The following is a 19,745-nucleotide window of genomic DNA, read 5'->3' as shown; positions in this document are numbered from 1 at the left end:
TATAGTAAGGAATATAGCCGTGTCTAAAGAAAAATTTGAACGTACAAAACCGCACGTCAACGTTGGTACTATCGGCCACGTTGACCATGGTAAAACTACCCTGACTGCTGCAATCACTACCGTACTGGCTAAAACCTACGGCGGTGCTGCTCGTGCTTTCGATCAGATCGATAACGCACCAGAAGAAAAAGCTCGTGGTATCACCATCAACACCTCTCACGTTGAGTATGACACCCCGACTCGCCACTACGCACACGTAGACTGCCCAGGCCACGCCGACTATGTTAAAAACATGATCACCGGTGCTGCGCAGATGGACGGCGCGATCCTGGTTGTTGCTGCGACTGACGGCCCTATGCCTCAGACTCGTGAGCACATCCTGCTGGGTCGTCAGGTAGGCGTTCCTTACATCATCGTGTTCCTGAACAAGTGCGACATGGTTGATGACGAAGAGCTGCTGGAACTGGTAGAGATGGAAGTTCGTGAACTGCTGTCTCAGTACGATTTCCCAGGCGACGACACTCCAATCGTTCGTGGTTCCGCGCTGAAAGCGCTGGAAGGCGAAGCAGAGTGGGAAGAGAAAATCATCGAACTGGCTGGCTACCTGGATTCTTACATCCCAGAACCAGAGCGTGCGATTGACAAGCCATTCCTGCTGCCAATCGAAGACGTATTCTCCATCTCCGGTCGTGGTACCGTTGTTACCGGTCGTGTAGAGCGCGGTATCATCAAAGTTGGTGAAGAAGTTGAAATCGTTGGTATCAAAGAGACTGCGAAGTCTACCTGTACTGGCGTTGAAATGTTCCGCAAACTGCTGGATGAAGGCCGTGCTGGTGAGAACGTTGGTGTTCTGCTGCGTGGTATCAAACGTGAAGAAATCGAACGTGGTCAGGTTCTGGCGAAGCCAGGCTCAATCAAGCCACACACCAAGTTCGAATCTGAAGTGTACATTCTGTCCAAAGACGAAGGCGGCCGTCATACTCCGTTCTTCAAAGGCTACCGTCCACAGTTCTACTTCCGTACAACTGACGTGACCGGTACCATCGAACTGCCAGAAGGCGTAGAGATGGTAATGCCAGGCGACAACATCAAGATGGTTGTGACTCTGATCCACCCAATCGCGATGGACGACGGTCTGCGTTTCGCAATCCGTGAAGGCGGCCGTACCGTTGGCGCGGGCGTTGTTGCTAAAGTTCTGGGCTAATTAATTATCCCTGAAATAAAAAGGACGCTTCGGCGTCCTTTTTTGTTTTCTACCGTAAAGTCGCTGTCATAAAAATTCGCATTTTTTGTCTTCTCCCGCCACGTATTCCGGCGCCTGTGCTATTGTAATCATAACCATTCTCACTTACACTTTGCGCATATTTTGAACGGGAGTCTTTATGTACGTTTGTTTATGTAATGGTGTAAGCGACAAAAAAATTCGTCAGGCCGTTCGCCAGTTTCAACCACAATCTTTCCAGCAGCTTCGCAAGTTTGTTCCGGTGGGAAATCAATGCGGTAAATGCGTTCGCGCAGCGCGTGAGATCATGCAGGACGAACTGATGCAGATCCCGGAATTCAAAGAGATCGCGTAAGCCTCTATCTTTTTTTTGACATCCCCGTAGCCCGATCTACGCTTCAATGAGTGGAAGCGGAGGGACTATATAATGAAAGGTGATGTTAAAATCATAAGTTATCTCAATAAATTATTGGGAAATGAGCTTGTCGCAATCAATCAGTATTTTCTCCATGCAAGAATGTTCAAAAACTGGGGACTGACTCGCCTCAACGATGTTGAATACCATGAGTCCATTGATGAAATGAAACACGCCGATAAATACATTGAGCGTATTTTATTCCTCGAAGGCATTCCTAACCTACAGGATCTCGGAAAACTGGGCATCGGAGAAGATGTCGAAGAGATGCTGCGTTCTGATCTCCGGCTGGAGCTGGAGGGTGCAAAAGACCTGCGTGAAGCCATTGCCTATGCGGACAGCGTACATGACTACGTCAGCCGCGATATGATGATCCAGATCCTGGCCGATGAAGAAGGGCACATCGACTGGCTTGAGACCGAACTGGATCTCATTAGCAAAATTGGCCTACAGAACTACCTTCAGTCTCAGATCAAAGTGGAAAGTTAATCAGGCTTTCCCAGCCAACGCATAAACCCGCTGCCGCCAGAAATGGCCCAAAAGGCAGTGGGTTTTTTAATGCCTGCTTATCAGGAGTAAACAACGAGAAAGCAACCAGATACAGCAGAGCCATTAACGCGGCTACGAGTGCCAGTACTGGCAGTACACACCAGCCATGCCATGCCCCCAGCGCCGCCAGATATTTTATGTCGCCATATCCCATACCTTCACGTCGGCAGATGAGCCGATATCCCCAATAGATAACGGCGAATCCGGCGTATCCTGCCAGCGCACCCACCACCGCGCTCGGCAAAAAATCAGGATGGAGGCACAGCTGGTAAAGCAGGCCGGTCCATAGCAGCGGGCAAAGAAATTTGTCGGGAAGAAGCCCCGTGCGAATATCGGTGCGAACAAGCAAGGCCGATAACGCAAAATAGATCACCAGAAAGGGGAGGGACAGTAGCATAGCGAGAGCCTCAAAACGGTTTGAGCGCATACTCGTAATAATCTGCATGTCCGGCAATGTGCAAAAACAGCAATTGCGTAGCGGCTTCAGACAAAGAGTTGAGAAGGGATACTTTGCATAAAAAAATGCGAGGCCTTACGCAGAGTACGTCTTTAGCGCTTAATTTCTAAACGGCACTTGCGTCTTCCCCAGATTTACGTATAATGCGCGGGCTTGTCGTAATTGACGGCGGGTTCAATCTGAACCAGAGTAGCTCACTTTGTTACTCAACAATGCTCCCAATTGGGGAGCTACGTAAGAACGGTTACACTCTCCCATCAATCGTAATGGGTTTGAGGAGTAATCATTTTCGTTTATAAAATAATTGGAGCTCTGGTCTCATGCAGAACCAAAGAATCCGTATCCGCCTTAAAGCGTTTGATCATCGTCTGATCGATCAATCAACCGCGGAAATCGTCGAGACTGCTAAGCGCACTGGTGCGCAAGTCCGTGGTCCGATCCCGCTGCCGACCCGCAAAGAGCGCTTTACCGTTCTGATCTCTCCGCACGTTAACAAAGATGCGCGTGATCAGTACGAAATCCGCACTCACAAGCGTCTGGTTGACATCGTTGAGCCAACTGAGAAAACCGTTGATGCTCTGATGCGTCTGGATCTGGCTGCCGGTGTAGACGTGCAGATCAGCCTGGGTTAATCAGGTCATCGAGCGATTGAGAGGTTGAAACAATGATTGGTTTAGTCGGTAAAAAAGTGGGTATGACCCGCATCTTCACTGAAGATGGCGTTTCTATCCCAGTAACCGTAATCGAAGTTGAAGCAAACCGCGTTACTCAGGTTAAAGATCTGGCTAACGATGGCTACCGCGCTATTCAGGTTACCACTGGTGCTAAAAAAGCTAACCGTGTAACCAAACCAGAAGCGGGTCACTTCGCTAAAGCTGGCGTTGAAGCTGGCCGTGGTCTGTGGGAATTCCGTCTTGCTGAAGGCGAAGAGTTCACCGTAGGTCAGGACATTAGCGTTGAGCTGTTTGCTGACGTTAAAAAAGTTGACGTAACCGGTACCTCTAAAGGTAAAGGTTTTGCTGGTACCGTTAAGCGCTGGAACTTCCGTACCCAGGACGCTACTCACGGTAACTCCTTGTCTCACCGCGTTCCGGGTTCTATCGGTCAGAACCAGACTCCGGGCAAAGTGTTCAAAGGCAAGAAAATGGCAGGTCAGCTGGGCAACGAACGTGTAACCGTTCAGAGCCTGGACGTAGTACGTGTTGACGCTGAGCGCAACCTGCTGCTGGTTAAAGGTGCGGTCCCGGGTGCAACCGGTAGCGACCTGATCGTTAAACCAGCTGTGAAGGCGTAAGGGGATAGCAATGGAATTAGTATTGAAAGACGCGCAGAGCGCGCTGACTGTTTCCGAAACTACCTTCGGTCGTGATTTCAACGAAGCGCTGGTTCACCAGGTTGTTGTTGCTTATGCAGCTGGTGCTCGTCAGGGTACTCGTGCTCAGAAGACTCGTGCTGAAGTAACTGGTTCAGGCAAAAAGCCATGGCGCCAGAAAGGTACCGGCCGTGCGCGTTCAGGTTCTATCAAGAGCCCGATCTGGCGTTCAGGTGGCGTGACCTTCGCTGCGCGTCCACAGGACCACAGTCAAAAAGTTAACAAAAAGATGTACCGCGGCGCGCTGAAAAGCATTCTGTCCGAACTGGTACGTCAGGATCGTCTGATCGTTGTCGAGAAGTTCTCTGTTGAAGCGCCTAAAACTAAGCTGCTGGCACAGAAACTGAAAGACATGGCTCTGGAAGATGTGCTGATCATCACCGGTGAGCTGGACGAGAACCTGTTCCTGGCCGCGCGTAACCTGCACAAGGTTGACGTACGCGACGCGACTGGTATCGACCCGGTTAGCCTGATCGCCTTCGACAAAGTCGTAATGACTGCTGATGCTGTTAAGCAAGTTGAGGAGATGCTGGCATGATTCGTGAAGAACGTCTGCTGAAGGTGCTGCGCGCACCGCACGTTTCTGAAAAAGCGTCTACTGCGATGGAAAAAACAAACACCATCGTTCTCAAAGTTGCTAAAGACGCGACCAAAGCAGAGATCAAAGCTGCTGTGCAGAAACTGTTTGAAGTCGAAGTCGAAGTCGTTAACACCCTGGTAGTTAAAGGGAAAGTTAAACGTCACGGACAGCGTATCGGTCGTCGTAGCGACTGGAAAAAAGCTTACGTCACCCTGAAAGAAGGCCAGAACCTGGACTTCGTTGGCGGCGCTGAGTAAGTCGGAGGAGTAATACAATGGCAGTTGTTAAATGTAAACCGACATCTCCGGGTCGTCGCCACGTAGTTAAAGTGGTTAACCCTGAGCTGCACAAGGGCAAACCTTTTGCTCCGTTGCTGGAAAAAAACAGCAAATCCGGTGGTCGTAACAACAATGGCCGTATCACCACTCGTCACATCGGTGGTGGCCACAAGCAGGCTTATCGTATTGTTGACTTCAAACGCAACAAAGACGGTATCCCAGCAGTTGTTGAGCGTCTTGAGTACGATCCGAACCGTTCCGCGAACATCGCGCTGGTTCTGTACAAAGATGGCGAACGCCGTTACATCCTGGCCCCTAAAGGCCTGAAAGCTGGCGACCAGATTCAGTCTGGCGTTGATGCTGCAATCAAAGCAGGCAACACCCTGCCGATGCGCAATATCCCGGTTGGTTCTACCGTTCATAACGTAGAAATGAAACCAGGTAAAGGCGGTCAGCTGGCGCGTTCCGCGGGTACTTACGTTCAGATCGTTGCGCGTGACGGTGCTTATGTCACCCTGCGTCTGCGTTCTGGTGAAATGCGTAAAGTCGAAGCAGACTGCCGCGCTACTCTGGGCGAAGTTGGCAATGCTGAGCATATGCTGCGCGTTCTGGGTAAAGCTGGTGCTGCACGCTGGCGTGGTGTTCGTCCTACCGTTCGCGGTACTGCGATGAACCCAGTCGACCACCCACATGGTGGTGGTGAAGGTCGTAACTTTGGTAAGCACCCGGTAACTCCGTGGGGCGTTCAGACCAAAGGTAAGAAGACCCGCAGCAACAAGCGTACTGATAAATTTATCGTACGTCGCCGTAGCAAATAATTTTAGAGGATAAGCCATGCCACGTTCTCTCAAGAAAGGTCCTTTTATTGACCTGCACTTGCTGAAGAAGGTAGAGAAAGCGGTGGAAAGCGGAGACAAGAAGCCCCTGCGCACTTGGTCCCGTCGTTCAACGATCTTTCCTAACATGATCGGTTTGACCATCGCTGTCCATAATGGTCGTCAGCACGTTCCAGTCTTTGTTACCGACGAAATGGTTGGTCACAAACTGGGTGAATTCGCACCGACTCGTACTTATCGCGGCCACGCTGCTGATAAAAAAGCGAAGAAGAAATAAGGTAGGAGGAAGAGATGGAAACTTTAGCTCAACATCGCCATGCTCGTTCTTCTGCACAGAAGGTTCGCCTTGTTGCTGACCTGATTCGCGGTAAGAAAGTGTCGCAGGCCCTGGACATCCTGACCTATACCAACAAGAAAGCTGCGGTATTGGTCAAGAAAGTACTGGAATCTGCCATTGCTAACGCTGAACACAACGATGGCGCTGACATCGACGATCTGAAAGTCGCGAAAATTTTCGTAGATGAAGGCCCAAGCATGAAGCGCATTATGCCGCGTGCGAAAGGTCGTGCAGATCGCATCCTGAAGCGCACCAGCCACATTACTGTGGTTGTGTCCGATCGCTGAGACTCTGGAGACTAGCAATGGGTCAGAAAGTACATCCTAATGGTATTCGCCTGGGTATTGTAAAACCATGGAACTCTACCTGGTTTGCGAACACCAAAGAATTCGCTGACAACCTGGACAGCGATTTTAAAGTACGTCAGTACCTGACTAAGGAACTGGCTAAAGCGTCTGTATCTCGTATCGTTATCGAGCGTCCAGCTAAGAGCATCCGTGTGACTATTCACACTGCTCGCCCTGGCATCGTTATCGGTAAGAAAGGCGAAGACGTAGAAAAACTGCGCAAGGTCGTAGCGGATATCGCTGGCGTTCCTGCACAGATCAATATCGCTGAAGTTCGTAAGCCTGAACTGGACGCTAAATTGGTTGCTGACAGCATCACTTCTCAGCTGGAACGTCGTGTTATGTTCCGTCGTGCTATGAAGCGTGCTGTACAGAACGCAATGCGTCTGGGCGCTAAAGGTATCAAAGTTGAAGTTAGCGGCCGTCTGGGCGGCGCGGAAATCGCACGTACCGAATGGTACCGCGAAGGTCGCGTACCGCTGCACACTCTGCGTGCTGACATCGACTACAACACCTCTGAAGCGCACACCACTTACGGTGTAATCGGCGTTAAGGTATGGATCTTCAAAGGTGAGATCCTGGGTGGTATGGCTGCTGTTGAACAACCGGAAAAACCGGCTGCTCAACCTAAAAAGCAGCAGCGTAAAGGCCGTAAATAAGGAGCGTCGCTGATGTTACAACCAAAGCGTACAAAATTCCGTAAAGTGCACAAAGGCCGCAACCGTGGTCTGGCGCAGGGTACGGATGTTAGCTTCGGCACTTTCGGTCTGAAAGCTGTTGGCCGTGGTCGTCTGACTGCACGTCAGATCGAAGCAGCACGTCGTGCAATGACCCGTGCAGTTAAGCGTCAAGGTAAGATCTGGATCCGTGTATTCCCGGACAAACCGATCACCGAGAAGCCACTGGAAGTTCGTATGGGTAAAGGTAAAGGTAACGTGGAGTACTGGGTTGCCTTGATCCAACCGGGCAAAGTCCTTTATGAAATGGACGGTGTTCCGGAAGAGCTGGCCCGTGAAGCCTTCGGCCTGGCAGCAGCGAAACTGCCTATCAAAACCACCTTTGTAACTAAGACGGTGATGTAATGAAAGCAAAAGAGCTGCGTGAAAAAAGCGTTGAAGAGCTGAACGCTGAGCTGCTGAACCTGCTGCGTGAGCAGTTCAACCTGCGTATGCAGGCTGCAAGTGGCCAGCTGCAACAGACTCACCTGCTGAAGCAAGTGCGTCGCAATGTTGCGCGCGTTAAGACTTTACTGACTCAGAAGGCGGGTGCGTAATGACCGATAAAATCCGTACTCTGCAAGGTCGTGTTGTTAGCGATAAAATGGAGAAATCCATTGTTGTAGCTATCGAACGTTTTGTGAAACACCCGATCTACGGTAAATTCATCAAGCGTACGACCAAACTGCACGTACATGACGAGAACAACGAATGTGGTATCGGCGACAAGGTTGAAATCCGTGAATGCCGTCCACTGTCCAAGACTAAGTCCTGGACGCTGGTTCGCGTTGTAGAGAAAGCGGTTCTGTAATAGAGTACGCATTCTCAATACGAATAAACGGCTCAGCGATGAGCCGTTTATTTTTTCTACCCATATTGCAGAAGCGGTGTTATAATGCCGCGCCCTCGATATGGGGCTTTTTAACGGCTCTGATTTTAGAGTCTCAGGTAGTAGTTGACATTAGCGGAGCACTAAAATGATCCAAGAACAGACTATGCTGAACGTCGCCGACAACTCCGGTGCACGTCGCGTAATGTGTATCAAGGTTCTGGGTGGCTCGCACCGTCGCTACGCAGGCGTAGGCGACATCATCAAGATCACCATCAAGGAAGCAATTCCACGTGGTAAGGTCAAAAAAGGTGATGTGCTGAAGGCGGTAGTGGTGCGCACCAAGAAGGGTGTTCGTCGCCCTGACGGTTCTGTCATTCGCTTCGATGGTAATGCATGCGTTATTTTAAACAATAACAGCGAGCAGCCTATCGGCACGCGTATCTTTGGGCCGGTAACTCGTGAACTTCGTACTGAGAAGTTCATGAAAATTATCTCTCTGGCACCAGAAGTACTCTAAGGAGCGAATCATGGCAGCGAAAATCCGTCGTGATGACGAAGTTATCGTGTTAACCGGTAAAGATAAAGGTAAACGCGGTAAAGTAAAAAATGTTCTGTCTTCCGGCAAACTCGTCGTTGAAGGTATCAACCTGGTTAAGAAACATCAGAAGCCGGTTCCGGCCCTGAACCAACCAGGCGGCATCGTTGAAAAAGAAGCTGCTATTCAGGTTTCTAACGTTGCAATCTTCAATGCGGCTACCGGTAAGGCTGACCGTGTAGGCTTTAGATTCGAAGACGGTAAAAAAGTCCGTTTCTTCAAGTCTAACAGCGAAACTATCAAGTAATTTGGAGTAGTACGATGGCGAAACTGCATGATTACTACAAAGACGAAGTAGTTAACAAACTCATGACTGAGTTTAACTACAATTCTGTCATGCAAGTCCCTCGGGTCGAGAAGATCACCCTGAACATGGGTGTTGGTGAAGCGATCGCTGACAAGAAACTGCTGGATAACGCAGCAGCTGACCTGACAGCAATCTCCGGTCAAAAACCGCTGATCACCAAAGCACGCAAATCTGTTGCAGGCTTCAAAATCCGTCAGGGCTATCCGATCGGCTGTAAAGTAACTCTGCGTGGCGAACGCATGTGGGAGTTCCTTGAGCGCCTGATCACTATTGCTGTTCCACGTATCCGTGACTTCCGTGGCTTGTCCGCTAAGTCTTTCGACGGTCGTGGTAACTACAGCATGGGTGTCCGTGAGCAGATCATCTTCCCAGAAATCGACTACGATAAAGTCGACCGCGTGCGTGGTTTGGATATTACCATTACCACTACTGCGAAATCTGATGAAGAAGGCCGTGCTCTGCTGGCTGCCTTTGACTTCCCGTTCCGCAAGTAAGGTAGGGTTACTGAATGGCTAAGCAATCAATGAAAGCACGCGAAGTAAAGCGCGTAGCTTTAGCTGATAAATTCTTCGCTAAACGCGCTGAACTGAAAGCGATCATTTCTGATGTGAACGCTTCCGACGAAGATCGTTGGAATGCGGTTCTCAAGCTGCAGTCTCTGCCGCGTGATTCCAGCCCGTCTCGTCAGCGTAACCGCTGTCGTCAAACAGGTCGTCCACATGGTTATGTGGGCAAGTTTGGGTTGAGCCGTATCAAACTGCGTGAAGCCGCCATGCGCGGTGAAGTACCAGGCTTGAAAAAGGCTAGCTGGTAATTACCAATTGAATCACGGGAGTAAAGACAGATGAGCATGCAAGATCCGATCGCGGATATGCTGACCCGTATCCGTAACGGTCAGGCCGCGAACAAAGTTGCGGTCACCATGCCTTCCGCCAAGCTGAAAGTGGCAATTGCCAACGTGCTGAAGGAAGAAGGTTTTATCGAAGATTTTAAAGTTGAAGGCGACACCAAGCCGGAACTGGAACTTACTCTCAAGTATTTCCAGGGTAAAGCTGTTGTAGAAAGCATTCAGCGTGTCAGCCGCCCAGGCCTGCGCATCTATAAGAAAAAAGATGAGCTGCCAAAAGTAATGGCTGGTCTTGGTATCGCAGTTGTTTCTACCTCTAAAGGTGTTATGACTGATCGTGCAGCGCGCCAGGCTGGTCTTGGTGGCGAAATTATCTGCTACGTAGCCTAATCGGAGGAAAGAATGTCTCGTGTTGCTAAAGCACCGGTCGTTATTCCTGCCGGCGTTGATGTAAAAATCGACGGTCAGGTTATTACGATCAAAGGTAAAAACGGCGAGCTGACTCGTACCCTCAACAAAGCTGTTGAAGTTAAACATGCAGATAACGCTCTGACCTTCGGTCCACGTGATGGTTTCGTGGATGGATGGGCTCAGGCTGGTACCGCGCGTGCCCTGCTGAACTCAATGGTTGTTGGTGTTACCGAAGGCTTCACTAAAAAGCTTCAGCTGGTTGGTGTAGGTTATCGTGCAGCTATCAAAGGGAATGCAGTAGGCCTGTCTCTGGGCTTCTCACACCCTGTTGAGCATCCGCTGCCGGCCGGTATCACTGCAGAATGCCCGACTCAGACTGAAATCGTGCTGAAAGGCGCTGATAAACAGCTGATCGGTCAGGTTGCAGCAGATCTGCGCGCCTACCGTCGTCCTGAGCCTTATAAAGGCAAGGGTGTTCGTTACGCCGACGAAGTCGTGCGTACCAAAGAGGCTAAGAAGAAGTAAGGTAACACTATGGATAAGAAATCTGCTCGTATCCGTCGTGCGACCCGCGCACGCCGCAAGCTCAAAGAGCTGGGTGCAACTCGCCTGGTGGTACATCGTACCCCGCGTCATATTTACGCACAGGTAATTGCACCGAACGGTTCTGAAGTTCTGGTAGCTGCTTCTACTGTAGAAAAAGCTATCTCAGAACAATTGAAGTATACCGGTAACAAAGACGCCGCAGCAGCTGTAGGTAAAGCTGTCGCTGAACGCGCTCTGGAAAAAGGCATCAGCAATGTTTCCTTTGACCGTTCCGGGTTCCAATATCATGGTCGTGTCCAGGCACTGGCAGATGCTGCCCGTGAAGCTGGCCTTCAGTTCTAAGGTAGAGGTGTAAGATGGCTCACATCGAAAAACAGGCTGGCGAACTGCAGGAAAAGCTGATCGCGGTAAACCGCGTATCTAAAACCGTTAAAGGTGGTCGTATTTTCTCCTTCACAGCTCTGACTGTAGTGGGTGATGGCAACGGTCGCGTTGGTTTTGGTTACGGTAAAGCGCGTGAAGTTCCAGCAGCGATCCAGAAAGCGATGGAAAAAGCCCGTCGCAATATGATTAACGTCGCGCTGAACAACGGTACCCTGCAACACCCAGTTAAAGGTGTTCACACGGGTTCTCGTGTATTCATGCAGCCAGCTTCCGAAGGTACCGGTATCATCGCCGGTGGTGCAATGCGCGCCGTTCTGGAAGTTGCTGGAGTTCATAACGTTCTGGCTAAAGCATATGGTTCCACCAACCCGATCAACGTGGTTCGTGCAACTATTGATGGCCTGGAAAATATGAATTCTCCAGAAATGGTCGCTGCCAAGCGTGGTAAATCCGTTGAAGAAATTCTGGGGTAATTGACCATGGCAAAGACTATTAAAATCACTCAAACCCGCAGTGCAATCGGTCGTCTGCCGAAACACAAGGCAACGCTGCTTGGCCTGGGTCTGCGTCGTATTGGTCATACCGTTGAGCGCGAGGATACTCCTGCTGTTCGTGGTATGGTCAACGCGGTTTACTTCATGGTTAAAGTTGAGGAGTAAGAGATGCGTTTAAATACTCTGTCTCCGGCCGAAGGCTCTAAAAAGGCGGGTAAACGCCTGGGTCGTGGTATCGGTTCTGGCCTCGGCAAGACCGGTGGTCGTGGTCACAAAGGTCAGAACTCTCGTTCTGGCGGTGGCGTACGTCGCGGTTTCGAGGGTGGCCAGATGCCACTGTACCGTCGTCTGCCGAAGTTCGGCTTCACCTCTCGCAAAGCAGCGATCACAGCGGAAATCCGTCTGTCTGACCTGGCGAAAGTTGAAGGCGGCGTTGTAGACCTGAACACGCTGAAAGCGGCTAACATTATCGGTATCCAGATCGAGTTCGCGAAAGTGATCCTGGCTGGTGAAGTTTCTACTCCGGTAACTGTTCGTGGCCTGCGTGTTACTAAAGGTGCTCGTGCTGCTATCGAAGCTGCTGGCGGTAAAATTGAGGAATAAGTAGCAGATGGCTAAGCAACCGGGATTAGATTTTCAAAGTGCCAAAGGTGGATTTGGCGAGCTGAAACGCAGACTGCTGTTTGTAATCGGCGCGCTGATTGTGTTCCGTATTGGCTCTTTTATTCCGATCCCTGGTATTGATGCCGCTGTACTTGCCAAACTGCTTGAGCAACAGCGAGGCACCATCATTGAAATGTTCAACATGTTCTCTGGTGGTGCTCTCAGCCGTGCTTCTATTTTCGCACTGGGTATTATGCCGTACATTTCGGCATCAATTATTATCCAGCTGCTGACGGTCGTTCATCCGGCCCTGGCAGAGTTGAAGAAAGAAGGGGAGTCTGGACGTCGTAAGATTAGCCAGTACACCCGTTACGGCACTCTGGTGCTGGCAATATTCCAGTCGATCGGTATTGCTACCGGTCTTCCGAATATGCCTGGTATGCAGGGCCTGGTATTAAACCCAGGCTTTGCATTCTATTTCACCGCTGTTGTAAGTCTGGTCACAGGGACCATGTTCCTGATGTGGCTCGGCGAACAGATTACTGAACGAGGTATCGGTAACGGTATCTCAATCATTATCTTCGCCGGTATCGTTGCGGGTCTCCCGCCGGCCATCGCCCATACTATCGAGCAAGCGCGTCAAGGCGACCTGCACTTCCTCCTGTTGCTGTTGGTTGCAGTATTAGTATTTGCAGTGACGTTCTTTGTTGTCTTCGTTGAACGTGGTCAACGCCGCATTGTGGTGAACTACGCTAAACGTCAGCAGGGTCGTCGTGTCTATGCTGCACAGAGCACACATTTACCGCTGAAAGTGAATATGGCGGGGGTTATCCCGGCTATCTTCGCTTCCAGTATTATTCTGTTCCCGGCAACCATCGCGTCATGGTTCGGGGGCGGTACTGGTTGGAACTGGCTGACAACAATTTCGCTGTATTTGCAGCCTGGGCAACCACTTTATGTGTTACTCTATGCGTCTGCGATCATCTTCTTCTGTTTCTTCTACACGGCGTTGGTCTTCAACCCGCGTGAAACAGCAGATAACCTGAAGAAGTCCGGTGCATTTGTACCAGGAATTCGTCCGGGAGAGCAAACGGCGAAGTATATCGATAAAGTAATGACTCGCCTGACTTTGGTTGGTGCGCTTTATATTACTTTTATCTGCCTGATCCCGGAGTTCATGCGTGATGCAATGAAAGTACCGTTCTACTTCGGTGGGACCTCACTGCTTATCGTTGTTGTCGTGATTATGGACTTTATGGCTCAAGTGCAAACTCTGATGATGTCCAGTCAGTATGAGTCTGCATTAAAGAAGGCGAACCTGAAAGGCTACGGCCGCTAACTGGTCGCCTGAGAAGTTACGGAGAGTAAAAATGAAAGTTCGTGCTTCCGTCAAGAAATTATGCCGTAACTGCAAAATCGTTAAGCGTGATGGTGTCATCCGTGTGATTTGCAGTGCCGAGCCGAAGCATAAACAGCGCCAAGGCTGATTATTTCGCATATTTTTCTTGCAAAGTTGGGTTGAGCTGGCTAGATTAGCCAGCCAATCTTTTGTATGTCTGTACGTTTCCATTTGAGTATCCTGAAAACGGGCTTTTCAGCATGGTGCGTACATATTAAATAGTAGGAGTGCATAGTGGCCCGTATAGCAGGCATTAACATTCCTGATCAGAAACATGCTGTGATCGCATTAACTTCGATCTACGGCGTCGGCAAGACCCGTTCTAAAGCCATTCTGGCTGCAGCGGGTATCGCTGAAGATGTTAAGATCAGTGAGCTGTCTGAAGAACAAATCGACACGCTGCGTGACGAAGTTGCCAAATTTGTCGTTGAAGGTGATCTGCGCCGTGAAATCAGCATGAGCATCAAGCGCCTGATGGATCTTGGTTGCTATCGCGGTTTGCGTCATCGTCGTGGTCTGCCAGTACGCGGTCAGCGTACTAAGACCAACGCACGTACCCGTAAGGGTCCGCGCAAACCGATCAAGAAATAATCGGGGTGATTGAATAATGGCAAAGGCACCAGTTCGTGCACGTAAACGTGTAAGAAAACAAGTCTCTGACGGCGTGGCTCATATCCATGCTTCTTTCAACAACACCATCGTTACTATTACTGATCGTCAGGGTAACGCATTGGGTTGGGCAACAGCCGGTGGTTCCGGTTTCCGTGGTTCTCGCAAATCCACTCCGTTCGCAGCTCAGGTTGCAGCAGAGCGTTGCGCTGAAGCCGTAAAAGAATACGGCATCAAGAATCTGGAAGTTATGGTTAAAGGTCCGGGTCCGGGTCGTGAATCTACTGTTCGCGCTCTGAACGCCGCTGGTTTCCGCATCACGAATATTACTGATGTGACTCCGATCCCTCATAACGGTTGTCGTCCGCCGAAAAAACGTCGCGTATAACGCTCGTTTTTTAGGTTAGTTGGAGATAGAAAATGGCAAGATATTTGGGTCCTAAGCTCAAGCTGAGCCGTCGTGAGGGCACCGACTTATTCCTTAAGTCTGGCGTTCGCGCGATCGATACCAAGTGTAAAATTGAACAAGCTCCTGGCCAGCACGGTGCGCGTAAACCGCGTCTGTCTGACTATGGTGTGCAGTTGCGTGAAAAGCAAAAAGTTCGCCGTATCTACGGTGTGCTGGAGCGTCAGTTCCGTAACTACTATAAAGAAGCAGCACGTCTGAAAGGCAACACAGGTGAAAACCTGCTGGCTCTGCTGGAAGGTCGTCTGGACAACGTTGTATACCGTATGGGCTTCGGCGCGACTCGTGCTGAATCACGCCAGCTGGTTAGCCATAAAGCAATCATGGTAAACGGTCGTGTTGTTAACATCGCTTCTTATCAGGTTAAAGCGAATGACGTTGTTAGCATTCGTGAGAAAGCGAAAAAGCAATCTCGCGTGAAAGCCGCTCTGGAGCTGGCTGAGCAGCGTGAAAAGCCAACCTGGCTGGAAGTTGATGCTGGCAAGATGGAAGGTACGTTCAAGCGTCAGCCGGAACGTTCTGATCTGTCTGCGGACATTAACGAACACCTGATCGTCGAGCTTTACTCCAAGTAAAGCTTAGTACCAAAGAGAGGACACAATGCAGGGTTCTGTGACAGAGTTTCTAAAACCGCGCCTGGTAGATATCGAGCAAGTGAGTTCGACGCACGCCAAGGTGACCCTTGAGCCTTTAGAGCGTGGCTTTGGCCATACTCTGGGTAACGCACTGCGCCGTATTCTGCTCTCATCGATGCCGGGTTGCGCGGTGACCGAGGTTGAGATTGATGGTGTACTTCATGAGTACAGCACCAAAGAAGGCGTTCAGGAAGATATCCTTGAAATCCTGCTCAACCTGAAAGGGCTGGCGGTGAGAGTTCAGGGTAAAGATGAAGTTATTCTTACTCTGAATAAATCTGGCATTGGCCCTGTGACTGCAGCCGACATCACCCACGACGGTGATGTTGAAATCGTCAAGCCGCAGCACGTGATCTGCCACCTGACCGATGAGAACGCAGCTATTAGCATGCGTATCAAAGTTCAGCGCGGTCGTGGTTATGTGCCGGCTTCTGCCCGAATTCATTCGGAAGAAGATGAGCGCCCAATCGGCCGTCTGCTGGTCGACGCATGCTACAGCCCTGTAGAGCGTATTGCCTACAATGTTGAAGCAGCGCGTGTAGAACAGCGTACCGACCTGGACAAGCTGGTCATCGAAATGGAAACCAATGGCACAATCGATCCTGAAGAGGCGATTCGTCGTGCGGCAACCATCCTGGCAGAACAACTGGAAGCTTTCGTTGACTTACGTGATGTACGTCAGCCGGAAGTGAAAGAAGAGAAACCAGAATTCGATCCGATCCTGCTGCGCCCTGTTGACGATCTGGAATTGACTGTCCGCTCTGCTAACTGCCTCAAGGCAGAAGCTATCCACTATATCGGTGATCTGGTACAGCGTACCGAGGTTGAGTTGCTGAAAACGCCGAACCTGGGTAAAAAATCTCTTACCGAGATTAAAGACGTGCTGGCTTCACGTGGTCTGTCTCTGGGCATGCGCCTGGAAAACTGGCCACCGGCAAGCATTGCTGACGAGTAACCGGATCACAGGTTAAGGTTTTACTGAGAAGGATAAGGTCATGCGCCATCGTAAGAGTGGTCGTCAACTGAACCGCAACAGCAGCCATCGCCAGGCTATGTTCCGCAACATGGCAGGTTCACTGGTTCGTCATGAAATCATCAAGACGACCCTGCCTAAAGCGAAAGAGCTGCGTCGCGTAGTTGAGCCGCTGATTACTCTTGCCAAGACTGACAGCGTTGCTAATCGTCGTCTGGCATTCGCCCGTACTCGTGATAACGAGATCGTGGCAAAACTGTTTAACGAACTGGGCCCGCGTTTCGCGAGCCGTGCCGGTGGTTACACTCGCATTCTGAAGTGTGGCTTCCGTGCAGGCGACAACGCGCCGATGGCTTACATCGAGCTGGTTGATCGTTCAGAGAAAGCAGAAGCTGCTGCAGAGTAATCTGTAGTAACGTAAAAAAACCCGCCTCGGCGGGTTTTTTTATATCCGCAGAATCTCCACTTATCTACAATGTCTGTATCTTTTCTGCTCACCCCCTGGAGTTCATTATGTGGTTGCTCGATCAGTGGGCTGAACGCCATATTTGCGATGCCCAAAACAAAGGCGAGTTCGAAAATCTTCCCGGCAGCGGTGAGCCGCTGATTCTGGACGATGATTCACATATTCCCCCTGAATTACGGGCCGGTTATCGCTTACTGAAAAACGCAGGTTGTTTACCGCCTGAGCTTCAGCAACGTAATGAAGCCGTCGAGCTTGCCGATCTGCTTAAAGGCATTCATAAGAATGACCCGCGGTACTCTGAAATCAGTCGTCGGTTGGCGCTCATCGAGCTAAAACTGCGCCAGACGGGAATGAATACTGACTTTTTGCATGGTGAGTACAGTGAAAGGTTAATACAAAAAATAAACAAGGAGTAGCCATGTACCGCATAGGTGAACTTGCGAAGCTTGCTAACGTAACGCCGGATACTATCCGCTACTACGAAAAGCAGCAGATGATCGATCATGAGGTCAGAACGGAAGGTGGATTTCGCCTTTATACGGATAACGACCTGCAACGCCTTCGTTTTATCCGCTATGCACGGCAACTCGGCTTCACGCTGGAGTCGATCCGTGAACTGCTGTCGATCCGTATCGATCCTGAACATCATACGTGTCAGGAATCTAAAAGCATCGTTCAGGCCCGGCTGGATGAAGTTGAAGGACGCATTCAGGAACTGCAAGCCATGCAGCGATCTCTGCAAAGGTTAAATGACGCGTGCTGCGGTACCGCTCACAGCAGTGTTTATTGCTCAATACTGGAAGCACTTGAACAGGGTGCCAGTAGTGAAACTCAGGGTTGTTGATTTTTTATCAGCCAGGGAATAGACTCCCGCCGACATTAACTATGCTCAGGAGAAATGATGAGCCGCTATCAGCATACTAAGGGACACATTAAGGATAACGCCATTGAGGCATTGCTTCACGACCCACTTTTCAGACAGCGAGTTGAGAAGAACAAGAAAGGAAAAGGGAGTTATTTACGTAAAGGTAAACATGCACAACGGGGTAACTGGGAGGCCAGTGGCAAGCAAGCTAATCGCTTTTTTACCACTGGCCTTTCTGTTTCTGTCGCCTGATTAAACGCGGTTATTCTGCTCTTTTAACAGATCGCGAATTTCAGTCAGTAAGACTTCTTCTTTAGTTGGTGCTGGCGGGGCAGCAGCCGGTTCTTCTTTTTTACGGTTAAGTCTGTTGATAAGTTTGATCGCCATGAAAATGGCAAATGCCACGATCACGAAATCAAATACGTTCTGAATGAATACGCCGTAGTGCATTACAACCGCAGGGATATCGCCCTGAGCTTCCCGAAGGGTGAAGGCGAATTGTTTGAAATCAATGCCTCCAATCAACAGTCCTAACGGCGGCATAATAATGTCGGCGACTAATGATGAAACGATCTTACCGAACGCCGCACCAATAATGACACCCACAGCCAAATCCACTACATTCCCGCGCATCGCAAATTCGCGAAACTCTTTAATAAAACTCATTATGTTCTCCTTGTGCCAGCTGACGCCTATAAGTTTAACAAATGATTAGCTAATTGCCATTGGGGATAAATAATCGTTATGAAAATAAAAGGCATGAAAATTAGAAGGTTAATATGTGGGTGCTCTCGTCTGAGCACCCAAATCATTACAGGAAGAATGGACTTGGCTGGAATAAACGCTCGACGTCGGTAATAAATTTTTTATCGGTCAGGAACATAATAACGTGGTCACCCTGCTCGATACGTAAATTATCATTGGCGATCATGACATCGTTACCTCGCACTACGGCGCCGATAATGGTGCCTGGTGGAAGTTTAATTTCGTCGATCGCGCGACCAACAACGCGCGACGTCGTTTCATCCCCGTGAGCGACGGCTTCAATGGCTTCAGCAACACCACGACGCAGAGACGACACGCCGACAATATCCGCTTTACGCACATGGCTTAGCAGGGCAGAGATGGTGGCTTGCTGGGGTGAAATAGCAATATCAATTACGCTACCCTGTACCAGGTCGACATAAGCCTTACGCTGGATAAGCACCATTACTTTTTTCGCCCCCATACGTTTAGCGAGCATGGCGGACATAATATTCGCTTCGTCGTCGTTGGTGACGGCAATAAAAAGATCAACCTGATCGATATGCTCTTCGGCCAGCAATTCCTGATCCGAAGCATCGCCATAAAACACGATAGTATTCTGAAGTTTTTCAGCCAGCTCCGACGCGCGCTGTTGATCTCGTTCGATCAGCTTCACGCTGTAGTCTTTTTCCAGCCGTCTCGCCAGACCTGCGCCAATATTACCGCCGCCAACCAGCATAATACGTTTATACGGTTTTTCGAGACGCTGAAGTTCACTCATCACCGCACGGATATGCTGAGAAGCCGCAATAAAGAAGACTTCATCCCCGGCTTCGACAATGGTGGAACCTTGCGGACGAATAGGTCTGTCGTGACGGAAAATCGCCGCAACACGCGTATCGATATGTGGCATATGCTCGCGCATTGTCGACAGGGCATTACCAATCAGCGGGCCGCCGTAATAAGCCTTCACGACCGCCAGGCTTACTTTCCCTTCAGCAAAGTTCACAACCTGCAACGCGCCCGGGTACTCAATCAGACGATAAATACTGTCGATAACCAACTGCTCAGGGGCAATAAGATGGTCGATAGGTACTGCTTCGGAATTAAACAGCTTTTCCGCATCCCGGACATAGTCCGGGGAGCGAATGCGGGCGATGCGGTTCGGTGTGTTGAACAGCGAGTAGGCCACCTGGCATGCAACCATGTTGGTTTCATCAGAACTGGTTACTGCAACCAGCATGTCGGCATCGTCCGCGCCCGCCTCACGAAGCACTCGAGGATGAGAGCCGTGCCCCTGCACAACACGAAGATCAAACTTGTCCTGCAAAACGCGCAGGCGATCGCCATTGGTATCCACAATGGTGATATCGTTGTTTTCGCCCACGAGATTTTCCGCCAGCGTTCCGCCAACTTGCCCTGCGCCCAGAATGATAATTTTCATCTTTCGTGACCTGTTC

The 19,745-nt window shown here is 50.1% G+C and carries 37 protein-coding genes; 34 read left to right on the top strand and 3 right to left on the bottom strand.

The genetic code is table 11. From position 1 onward, the window contains the following. The first annotated feature begins 19 nt into the window (after window positions 1–19). The 3 genes from tuf (at window position 20) to bfr (ending at window position 2,126) form a co-directional block, all read left to right on the top strand. Window positions 20–1,204, top strand: coding sequence for an elongation factor Tu (tuf, locus tag BFV63_RS20170; protein WP_022651945.1), 1,185 nt, complete (start codon window positions 20–22; stop codon window positions 1,202–1,204). 178 nt (window positions 1,205–1,382) lie between these two features. Continuing rightward, window positions 1,383–1,577, top strand: coding sequence for a bacterioferritin-associated ferredoxin (gene bfd, locus BFV63_RS20165; protein WP_003863268.1), 195 nt, complete (start codon window positions 1,383–1,385; stop codon window positions 1,575–1,577). Between the two features lie 72 nt (window positions 1,578–1,649). Next, complete coding sequence (gene bfr, locus BFV63_RS20160) at window positions 1,650–2,126, top strand: bacterioferritin (protein ID WP_003863270.1); 477 nt, start codon at window positions 1,650–1,652, stop codon at window positions 2,124–2,126. Here the strand turns inward: bfr and BFV63_RS20155 are convergent. After that, a complete protein-coding gene (locus tag BFV63_RS20155) occupies window positions 2,110–2,583 on the bottom strand; it encodes a prepilin peptidase (protein ID WP_023323812.1) in 474 nt (157 codons plus the stop codon). The genes bfr and BFV63_RS20155 overlap by 17 nt on opposite strands. A gap of 380 nt (window positions 2,584–2,963) precedes the next feature. Here BFV63_RS20155 and rpsJ point away from each other — a divergent pair, with 380 nt between their 5' ends. The 31 genes from rpsJ to BFV63_RS20000 all read left to right on the top strand — a co-directional run bounded on the left by rpsJ (window position 2,964) and on the right by BFV63_RS20000 (window position 17,793). Next, window positions 2,964–3,275, top strand: a complete 312-nt coding sequence (gene rpsJ, locus BFV63_RS20150; protein ID WP_001181005.1) for a 30S ribosomal protein S10 — start codon at window positions 2,964–2,966, stop codon at window positions 3,273–3,275. A 32-nt stretch (window positions 3,276–3,307) separates the two neighbouring features. Further along, a complete protein-coding gene (rplC, locus tag BFV63_RS20145; RefSeq protein WP_003863274.1) occupies window positions 3,308–3,937 on the top strand; it encodes a 50S ribosomal protein L3 in 630 nt (209 codons plus the stop codon). A gap of 10 nt (window positions 3,938–3,947) precedes the next feature. Continuing rightward, window positions 3,948–4,553: a 50S ribosomal protein L4 gene (gene rplD / locus BFV63_RS20140; RefSeq protein WP_000424395.1), complete on the top strand. Its 606-nt coding sequence runs from the start codon at window positions 3,948–3,950 to the stop codon at window positions 4,551–4,553. After that, the gene (rplW, locus tag BFV63_RS20135; protein ID WP_000617546.1) at window positions 4,550–4,852 is read left to right on the top strand and encodes a 50S ribosomal protein L23; all 303 of its coding nucleotides are present in this window, start codon (window positions 4,550–4,552) and stop codon (window positions 4,850–4,852) included. Before rplD ends, rplW begins: the two co-directional genes overlap by 4 nt. A gap of 17 nt (window positions 4,853–4,869) precedes the next feature. Beyond that, window positions 4,870–5,691 carry a 50S ribosomal protein L2 gene (gene rplB, locus BFV63_RS20130; protein WP_000301859.1) on the top strand — a complete coding sequence of 274 codons (822 nt, stop codon included), beginning with the start codon at window positions 4,870–4,872 and terminating at the stop codon, window positions 5,689–5,691. A 16-nt stretch (window positions 5,692–5,707) separates the two neighbouring features. Continuing rightward, window positions 5,708–5,986 carry a 30S ribosomal protein S19 gene (gene rpsS / locus BFV63_RS20125; protein ID WP_001138117.1) on the top strand — a complete coding sequence of 93 codons (279 nt, stop codon included), beginning with the start codon at window positions 5,708–5,710 and terminating at the stop codon, window positions 5,984–5,986. A gap of 14 nt (window positions 5,987–6,000) precedes the next feature. After that, window positions 6,001–6,333, top strand: a complete 333-nt coding sequence (gene rplV, locus BFV63_RS20120; RefSeq protein WP_002919773.1) for a 50S ribosomal protein L22 — start codon at window positions 6,001–6,003, stop codon at window positions 6,331–6,333. Between the two features lie 17 nt (window positions 6,334–6,350). Then, a complete protein-coding gene (gene rpsC / locus BFV63_RS20115) occupies window positions 6,351–7,052 on the top strand; it encodes a 30S ribosomal protein S3 (RefSeq protein ID WP_000529945.1) in 702 nt (233 codons plus the stop codon). A 12-nt stretch (window positions 7,053–7,064) separates the two neighbouring features. Then, on the top strand, window positions 7,065–7,475 hold the full coding sequence (rplP, locus tag BFV63_RS20110) for a 50S ribosomal protein L16 (RefSeq protein WP_002919759.1): 411 nt from the start codon (window positions 7,065–7,067) through the stop codon (window positions 7,473–7,475). Continuing rightward, the gene (gene rpmC / locus BFV63_RS20105; protein WP_003863282.1) at window positions 7,475–7,666 is read left to right on the top strand and encodes a 50S ribosomal protein L29; all 192 of its coding nucleotides are present in this window, start codon (window positions 7,475–7,477) and stop codon (window positions 7,664–7,666) included. The genes rplP and rpmC overlap by 1 nt, the downstream gene beginning before the upstream one ends. Beyond that, window positions 7,666–7,920, top strand: coding sequence for a 30S ribosomal protein S17 (rpsQ, locus tag BFV63_RS20100; protein ID WP_002438707.1), 255 nt, complete (start codon window positions 7,666–7,668; stop codon window positions 7,918–7,920). The genes rpmC and rpsQ overlap by 1 nt, the downstream gene beginning before the upstream one ends. 166 nt (window positions 7,921–8,086) lie before the next feature. After that, complete coding sequence (gene rplN, locus BFV63_RS20095) at window positions 8,087–8,458, top strand: 50S ribosomal protein L14 (protein WP_002919748.1); 372 nt, start codon at window positions 8,087–8,089, stop codon at window positions 8,456–8,458. A 10-nt stretch (window positions 8,459–8,468) separates the two neighbouring features. After that, on the top strand, window positions 8,469–8,783 hold the full coding sequence (gene rplX / locus BFV63_RS20090; RefSeq protein ID WP_003863287.1) for a 50S ribosomal protein L24: 315 nt from the start codon (window positions 8,469–8,471) through the stop codon (window positions 8,781–8,783). A gap of 14 nt (window positions 8,784–8,797) precedes the next feature. Continuing rightward, window positions 8,798–9,337: a 50S ribosomal protein L5 gene (rplE, locus tag BFV63_RS20085; RefSeq protein ID WP_003863290.1), complete on the top strand. Its 540-nt coding sequence runs from the start codon at window positions 8,798–8,800 to the stop codon at window positions 9,335–9,337. A 14-nt stretch (window positions 9,338–9,351) separates the two neighbouring features. Next, window positions 9,352–9,657: a 30S ribosomal protein S14 gene (gene rpsN / locus BFV63_RS20080; RefSeq protein ID WP_003863291.1), complete on the top strand. Its 306-nt coding sequence runs from the start codon at window positions 9,352–9,354 to the stop codon at window positions 9,655–9,657. A 30-nt stretch (window positions 9,658–9,687) separates the two neighbouring features. Next, on the top strand, window positions 9,688–10,080 hold the full coding sequence (gene rpsH / locus BFV63_RS20075; RefSeq protein WP_006178918.1) for a 30S ribosomal protein S8: 393 nt from the start codon (window positions 9,688–9,690) through the stop codon (window positions 10,078–10,080). A gap of 12 nt (window positions 10,081–10,092) precedes the next feature. Next, a complete protein-coding gene (gene rplF, locus BFV63_RS20070; RefSeq protein ID WP_003863296.1) occupies window positions 10,093–10,626 on the top strand; it encodes a 50S ribosomal protein L6 in 534 nt (177 codons plus the stop codon). Between the two features lie 9 nt (window positions 10,627–10,635). Then, window positions 10,636–10,989 carry a 50S ribosomal protein L18 gene (gene rplR / locus BFV63_RS20065; protein WP_003863297.1) on the top strand — a complete coding sequence of 118 codons (354 nt, stop codon included), beginning with the start codon at window positions 10,636–10,638 and terminating at the stop codon, window positions 10,987–10,989. Between the two features lie 14 nt (window positions 10,990–11,003). Continuing rightward, window positions 11,004–11,504, top strand: coding sequence for a 30S ribosomal protein S5 (gene rpsE, locus BFV63_RS20060; RefSeq protein ID WP_003863299.1), 501 nt, complete (start codon window positions 11,004–11,006; stop codon window positions 11,502–11,504). Window positions 11,505–11,510: 6 nt separating this feature from the next. Continuing rightward, on the top strand, window positions 11,511–11,690 hold the full coding sequence (gene rpmD, locus BFV63_RS20055; RefSeq protein ID WP_003863301.1) for a 50S ribosomal protein L30: 180 nt from the start codon (window positions 11,511–11,513) through the stop codon (window positions 11,688–11,690). A gap of 3 nt (window positions 11,691–11,693) precedes the next feature. Then, on the top strand, window positions 11,694–12,128 hold the full coding sequence (gene rplO, locus BFV63_RS20050; RefSeq protein ID WP_003863304.1) for a 50S ribosomal protein L15: 435 nt from the start codon (window positions 11,694–11,696) through the stop codon (window positions 12,126–12,128). A 7-nt stretch (window positions 12,129–12,135) separates the two neighbouring features. After that, a complete protein-coding gene (gene secY, locus BFV63_RS20045) occupies window positions 12,136–13,467 on the top strand; it encodes a preprotein translocase subunit SecY (protein ID WP_003863305.1) in 1,332 nt (443 codons plus the stop codon). A 31-nt stretch (window positions 13,468–13,498) separates the two neighbouring features. Beyond that, a complete protein-coding gene (rpmJ, locus tag BFV63_RS20040) occupies window positions 13,499–13,615 on the top strand; it encodes a 50S ribosomal protein L36 (protein ID WP_000868187.1) in 117 nt (38 codons plus the stop codon). 146 nt (window positions 13,616–13,761) lie between these two features. Further along, complete coding sequence (rpsM, locus tag BFV63_RS20035) at window positions 13,762–14,118, top strand: 30S ribosomal protein S13 (RefSeq protein ID WP_003863308.1); 357 nt, start codon at window positions 13,762–13,764, stop codon at window positions 14,116–14,118. Window positions 14,119–14,134: 16 nt separating this feature from the next. Further along, entirely contained in the window at window positions 14,135–14,524 is a 390-nt protein-coding gene (gene rpsK / locus BFV63_RS20030) for a 30S ribosomal protein S11 (RefSeq protein WP_003863312.1), read from the top strand. A 32-nt stretch (window positions 14,525–14,556) separates the two neighbouring features. Beyond that, window positions 14,557–15,177 carry a 30S ribosomal protein S4 gene (gene rpsD, locus BFV63_RS20025; protein ID WP_003863314.1) on the top strand — a complete coding sequence of 207 codons (621 nt, stop codon included), beginning with the start codon at window positions 14,557–14,559 and terminating at the stop codon, window positions 15,175–15,177. Window positions 15,178–15,202: 25 nt separating this feature from the next. Further along, a complete protein-coding gene (locus BFV63_RS20020) occupies window positions 15,203–16,192 on the top strand; it encodes a DNA-directed RNA polymerase subunit alpha (RefSeq protein WP_002919219.1) in 990 nt (329 codons plus the stop codon). A 40-nt stretch (window positions 16,193–16,232) separates the two neighbouring features. Next, window positions 16,233–16,616: a 50S ribosomal protein L17 gene (rplQ, locus tag BFV63_RS20015; RefSeq protein WP_001216368.1), complete on the top strand. Its 384-nt coding sequence runs from the start codon at window positions 16,233–16,235 to the stop codon at window positions 16,614–16,616. Window positions 16,617–16,723: 107 nt separating this feature from the next. Further along, a complete protein-coding gene (locus tag BFV63_RS20010) occupies window positions 16,724–17,092 on the top strand; it encodes a DnaJ family domain-containing protein (RefSeq protein ID WP_023314932.1) in 369 nt (122 codons plus the stop codon). Between the two features lie 2 nt (window positions 17,093–17,094). After that, complete coding sequence (gene zntR / locus BFV63_RS20005; protein ID WP_003863328.1) at window positions 17,095–17,520, top strand: Zn(2+)-responsive transcriptional regulator; 426 nt, start codon at window positions 17,095–17,097, stop codon at window positions 17,518–17,520. 57 nt (window positions 17,521–17,577) lie between these two features. Beyond that, complete coding sequence (locus BFV63_RS20000) at window positions 17,578–17,793, top strand: alternative ribosome-rescue factor A (protein WP_003863329.1); 216 nt, start codon at window positions 17,578–17,580, stop codon at window positions 17,791–17,793. On the opposite strand, the gene mscL is transcribed toward BFV63_RS20000, so the two are convergent. Continuing rightward, window positions 17,794–18,207 (bottom strand): large-conductance mechanosensitive channel protein MscL, encoded by a 414-nt coding sequence (gene mscL, locus BFV63_RS19995; protein WP_003863335.1) that lies wholly within the window; start codon window positions 18,205–18,207, stop codon window positions 17,794–17,796. 145 nt (window positions 18,208–18,352) lie between these two features. Beyond that, the gene (trkA, locus tag BFV63_RS19990) at window positions 18,353–19,729 is read right to left on the bottom strand and encodes a Trk system potassium transporter TrkA (RefSeq protein ID WP_003863337.1); all 1,377 of its coding nucleotides are present in this window, start codon (window positions 19,727–19,729) and stop codon (window positions 18,353–18,355) included. Window positions 19,730–19,745: the final 16 nt, after the last annotated feature.

The sequence above is a fragment of the Enterobacter hormaechei subsp. xiangfangensis genome (assembly GCF_001729785.1).
Classification (GTDB): Bacteria; Pseudomonadota; Gammaproteobacteria; order Enterobacterales; family Enterobacteriaceae; genus Enterobacter; species Enterobacter hormaechei_C.
This window is presented reverse-complemented; position numbering and strand designations above follow the sequence as displayed.

Bases quoted from the DNA above. Each gene is read 5' to 3' on its own strand.
- bfd (WP_003863268.1), top strand. From the start codon at position 1,383: ATGTACGTTTGTTTATGTAATGGTGTAAGCGACAAAAAAATTCGTCAG.
- bfr (WP_003863270.1), top strand. From the start codon at position 1,650: ATGAAAGGTGATGTTAAAATCATAAGTTATCTCAATAAATTATTGGGA.
- BFV63_RS20155 (WP_023323812.1), bottom strand. From the start codon at position 2,583: ATGCTACTGTCCCTCCCCTTTCTGGTGATCTATTTTGCGTTATCGGCC.
- rpsJ (WP_001181005.1), top strand. From the start codon at position 2,964: ATGCAGAACCAAAGAATCCGTATCCGCCTTAAAGCGTTTGATCATCGT.
- rplC (WP_003863274.1), top strand. From the start codon at position 3,308: ATGATTGGTTTAGTCGGTAAAAAAGTGGGTATGACCCGCATCTTCACT.
- rplD (WP_000424395.1), top strand. From the start codon at position 3,948: ATGGAATTAGTATTGAAAGACGCGCAGAGCGCGCTGACTGTTTCCGAA.
- rplW (WP_000617546.1), top strand. From the start codon at position 4,550: ATGATTCGTGAAGAACGTCTGCTGAAGGTGCTGCGCGCACCGCACGTT.
- rplB (WP_000301859.1), top strand. From the start codon at position 4,870: ATGGCAGTTGTTAAATGTAAACCGACATCTCCGGGTCGTCGCCACGTA.
- rpsS (WP_001138117.1), top strand. From the start codon at position 5,708: ATGCCACGTTCTCTCAAGAAAGGTCCTTTTATTGACCTGCACTTGCTG.
- rplV (WP_002919773.1), top strand. From the start codon at position 6,001: ATGGAAACTTTAGCTCAACATCGCCATGCTCGTTCTTCTGCACAGAAG.
- rpsC (WP_000529945.1), top strand. From the start codon at position 6,351: ATGGGTCAGAAAGTACATCCTAATGGTATTCGCCTGGGTATTGTAAAA.
- rplP (WP_002919759.1), top strand. From the start codon at position 7,065: ATGTTACAACCAAAGCGTACAAAATTCCGTAAAGTGCACAAAGGCCGC.
- rpmC (WP_003863282.1), top strand. From the start codon at position 7,475: ATGAAAGCAAAAGAGCTGCGTGAAAAAAGCGTTGAAGAGCTGAACGCT.
- rpsQ (WP_002438707.1), top strand. From the start codon at position 7,666: ATGACCGATAAAATCCGTACTCTGCAAGGTCGTGTTGTTAGCGATAAA.
- rplN (WP_002919748.1), top strand. From the start codon at position 8,087: ATGATCCAAGAACAGACTATGCTGAACGTCGCCGACAACTCCGGTGCA.
- rplX (WP_003863287.1), top strand. From the start codon at position 8,469: ATGGCAGCGAAAATCCGTCGTGATGACGAAGTTATCGTGTTAACCGGT.
- rplE (WP_003863290.1), top strand. From the start codon at position 8,798: ATGGCGAAACTGCATGATTACTACAAAGACGAAGTAGTTAACAAACTC.
- rpsN (WP_003863291.1), top strand. From the start codon at position 9,352: ATGGCTAAGCAATCAATGAAAGCACGCGAAGTAAAGCGCGTAGCTTTA.
- rpsH (WP_006178918.1), top strand. From the start codon at position 9,688: ATGAGCATGCAAGATCCGATCGCGGATATGCTGACCCGTATCCGTAAC.
- rplF (WP_003863296.1), top strand. From the start codon at position 10,093: ATGTCTCGTGTTGCTAAAGCACCGGTCGTTATTCCTGCCGGCGTTGAT.
- rplR (WP_003863297.1), top strand. From the start codon at position 10,636: ATGGATAAGAAATCTGCTCGTATCCGTCGTGCGACCCGCGCACGCCGC.
- rpsE (WP_003863299.1), top strand. From the start codon at position 11,004: ATGGCTCACATCGAAAAACAGGCTGGCGAACTGCAGGAAAAGCTGATC.
- rpmD (WP_003863301.1), top strand. From the start codon at position 11,511: ATGGCAAAGACTATTAAAATCACTCAAACCCGCAGTGCAATCGGTCGT.
- rplO (WP_003863304.1), top strand. From the start codon at position 11,694: ATGCGTTTAAATACTCTGTCTCCGGCCGAAGGCTCTAAAAAGGCGGGT.
- secY (WP_003863305.1), top strand. From the start codon at position 12,136: ATGGCTAAGCAACCGGGATTAGATTTTCAAAGTGCCAAAGGTGGATTT.
- rpmJ (WP_000868187.1), top strand. From the start codon at position 13,499: ATGAAAGTTCGTGCTTCCGTCAAGAAATTATGCCGTAACTGCAAAATC.
- rpsK (WP_003863312.1), top strand. From the start codon at position 14,135: ATGGCAAAGGCACCAGTTCGTGCACGTAAACGTGTAAGAAAACAAGTC.
- rpsD (WP_003863314.1), top strand. From the start codon at position 14,557: ATGGCAAGATATTTGGGTCCTAAGCTCAAGCTGAGCCGTCGTGAGGGC.
- BFV63_RS20020 (WP_002919219.1), top strand. From the start codon at position 15,203: ATGCAGGGTTCTGTGACAGAGTTTCTAAAACCGCGCCTGGTAGATATC.
- rplQ (WP_001216368.1), top strand. From the start codon at position 16,233: ATGCGCCATCGTAAGAGTGGTCGTCAACTGAACCGCAACAGCAGCCAT.
- BFV63_RS20010 (WP_023314932.1), top strand. From the start codon at position 16,724: ATGTGGTTGCTCGATCAGTGGGCTGAACGCCATATTTGCGATGCCCAA.
- zntR (WP_003863328.1), top strand. From the start codon at position 17,095: ATGTACCGCATAGGTGAACTTGCGAAGCTTGCTAACGTAACGCCGGAT.
- BFV63_RS20000 (WP_003863329.1), top strand. From the start codon at position 17,578: ATGAGCCGCTATCAGCATACTAAGGGACACATTAAGGATAACGCCATT.
- mscL (WP_003863335.1), bottom strand. From the start codon at position 18,207: ATGAGTTTTATTAAAGAGTTTCGCGAATTTGCGATGCGCGGGAATGTA.
- trkA (WP_003863337.1), bottom strand. From the start codon at position 19,729: ATGAAAATTATCATTCTGGGCGCAGGGCAAGTTGGCGGAACGCTGGCG.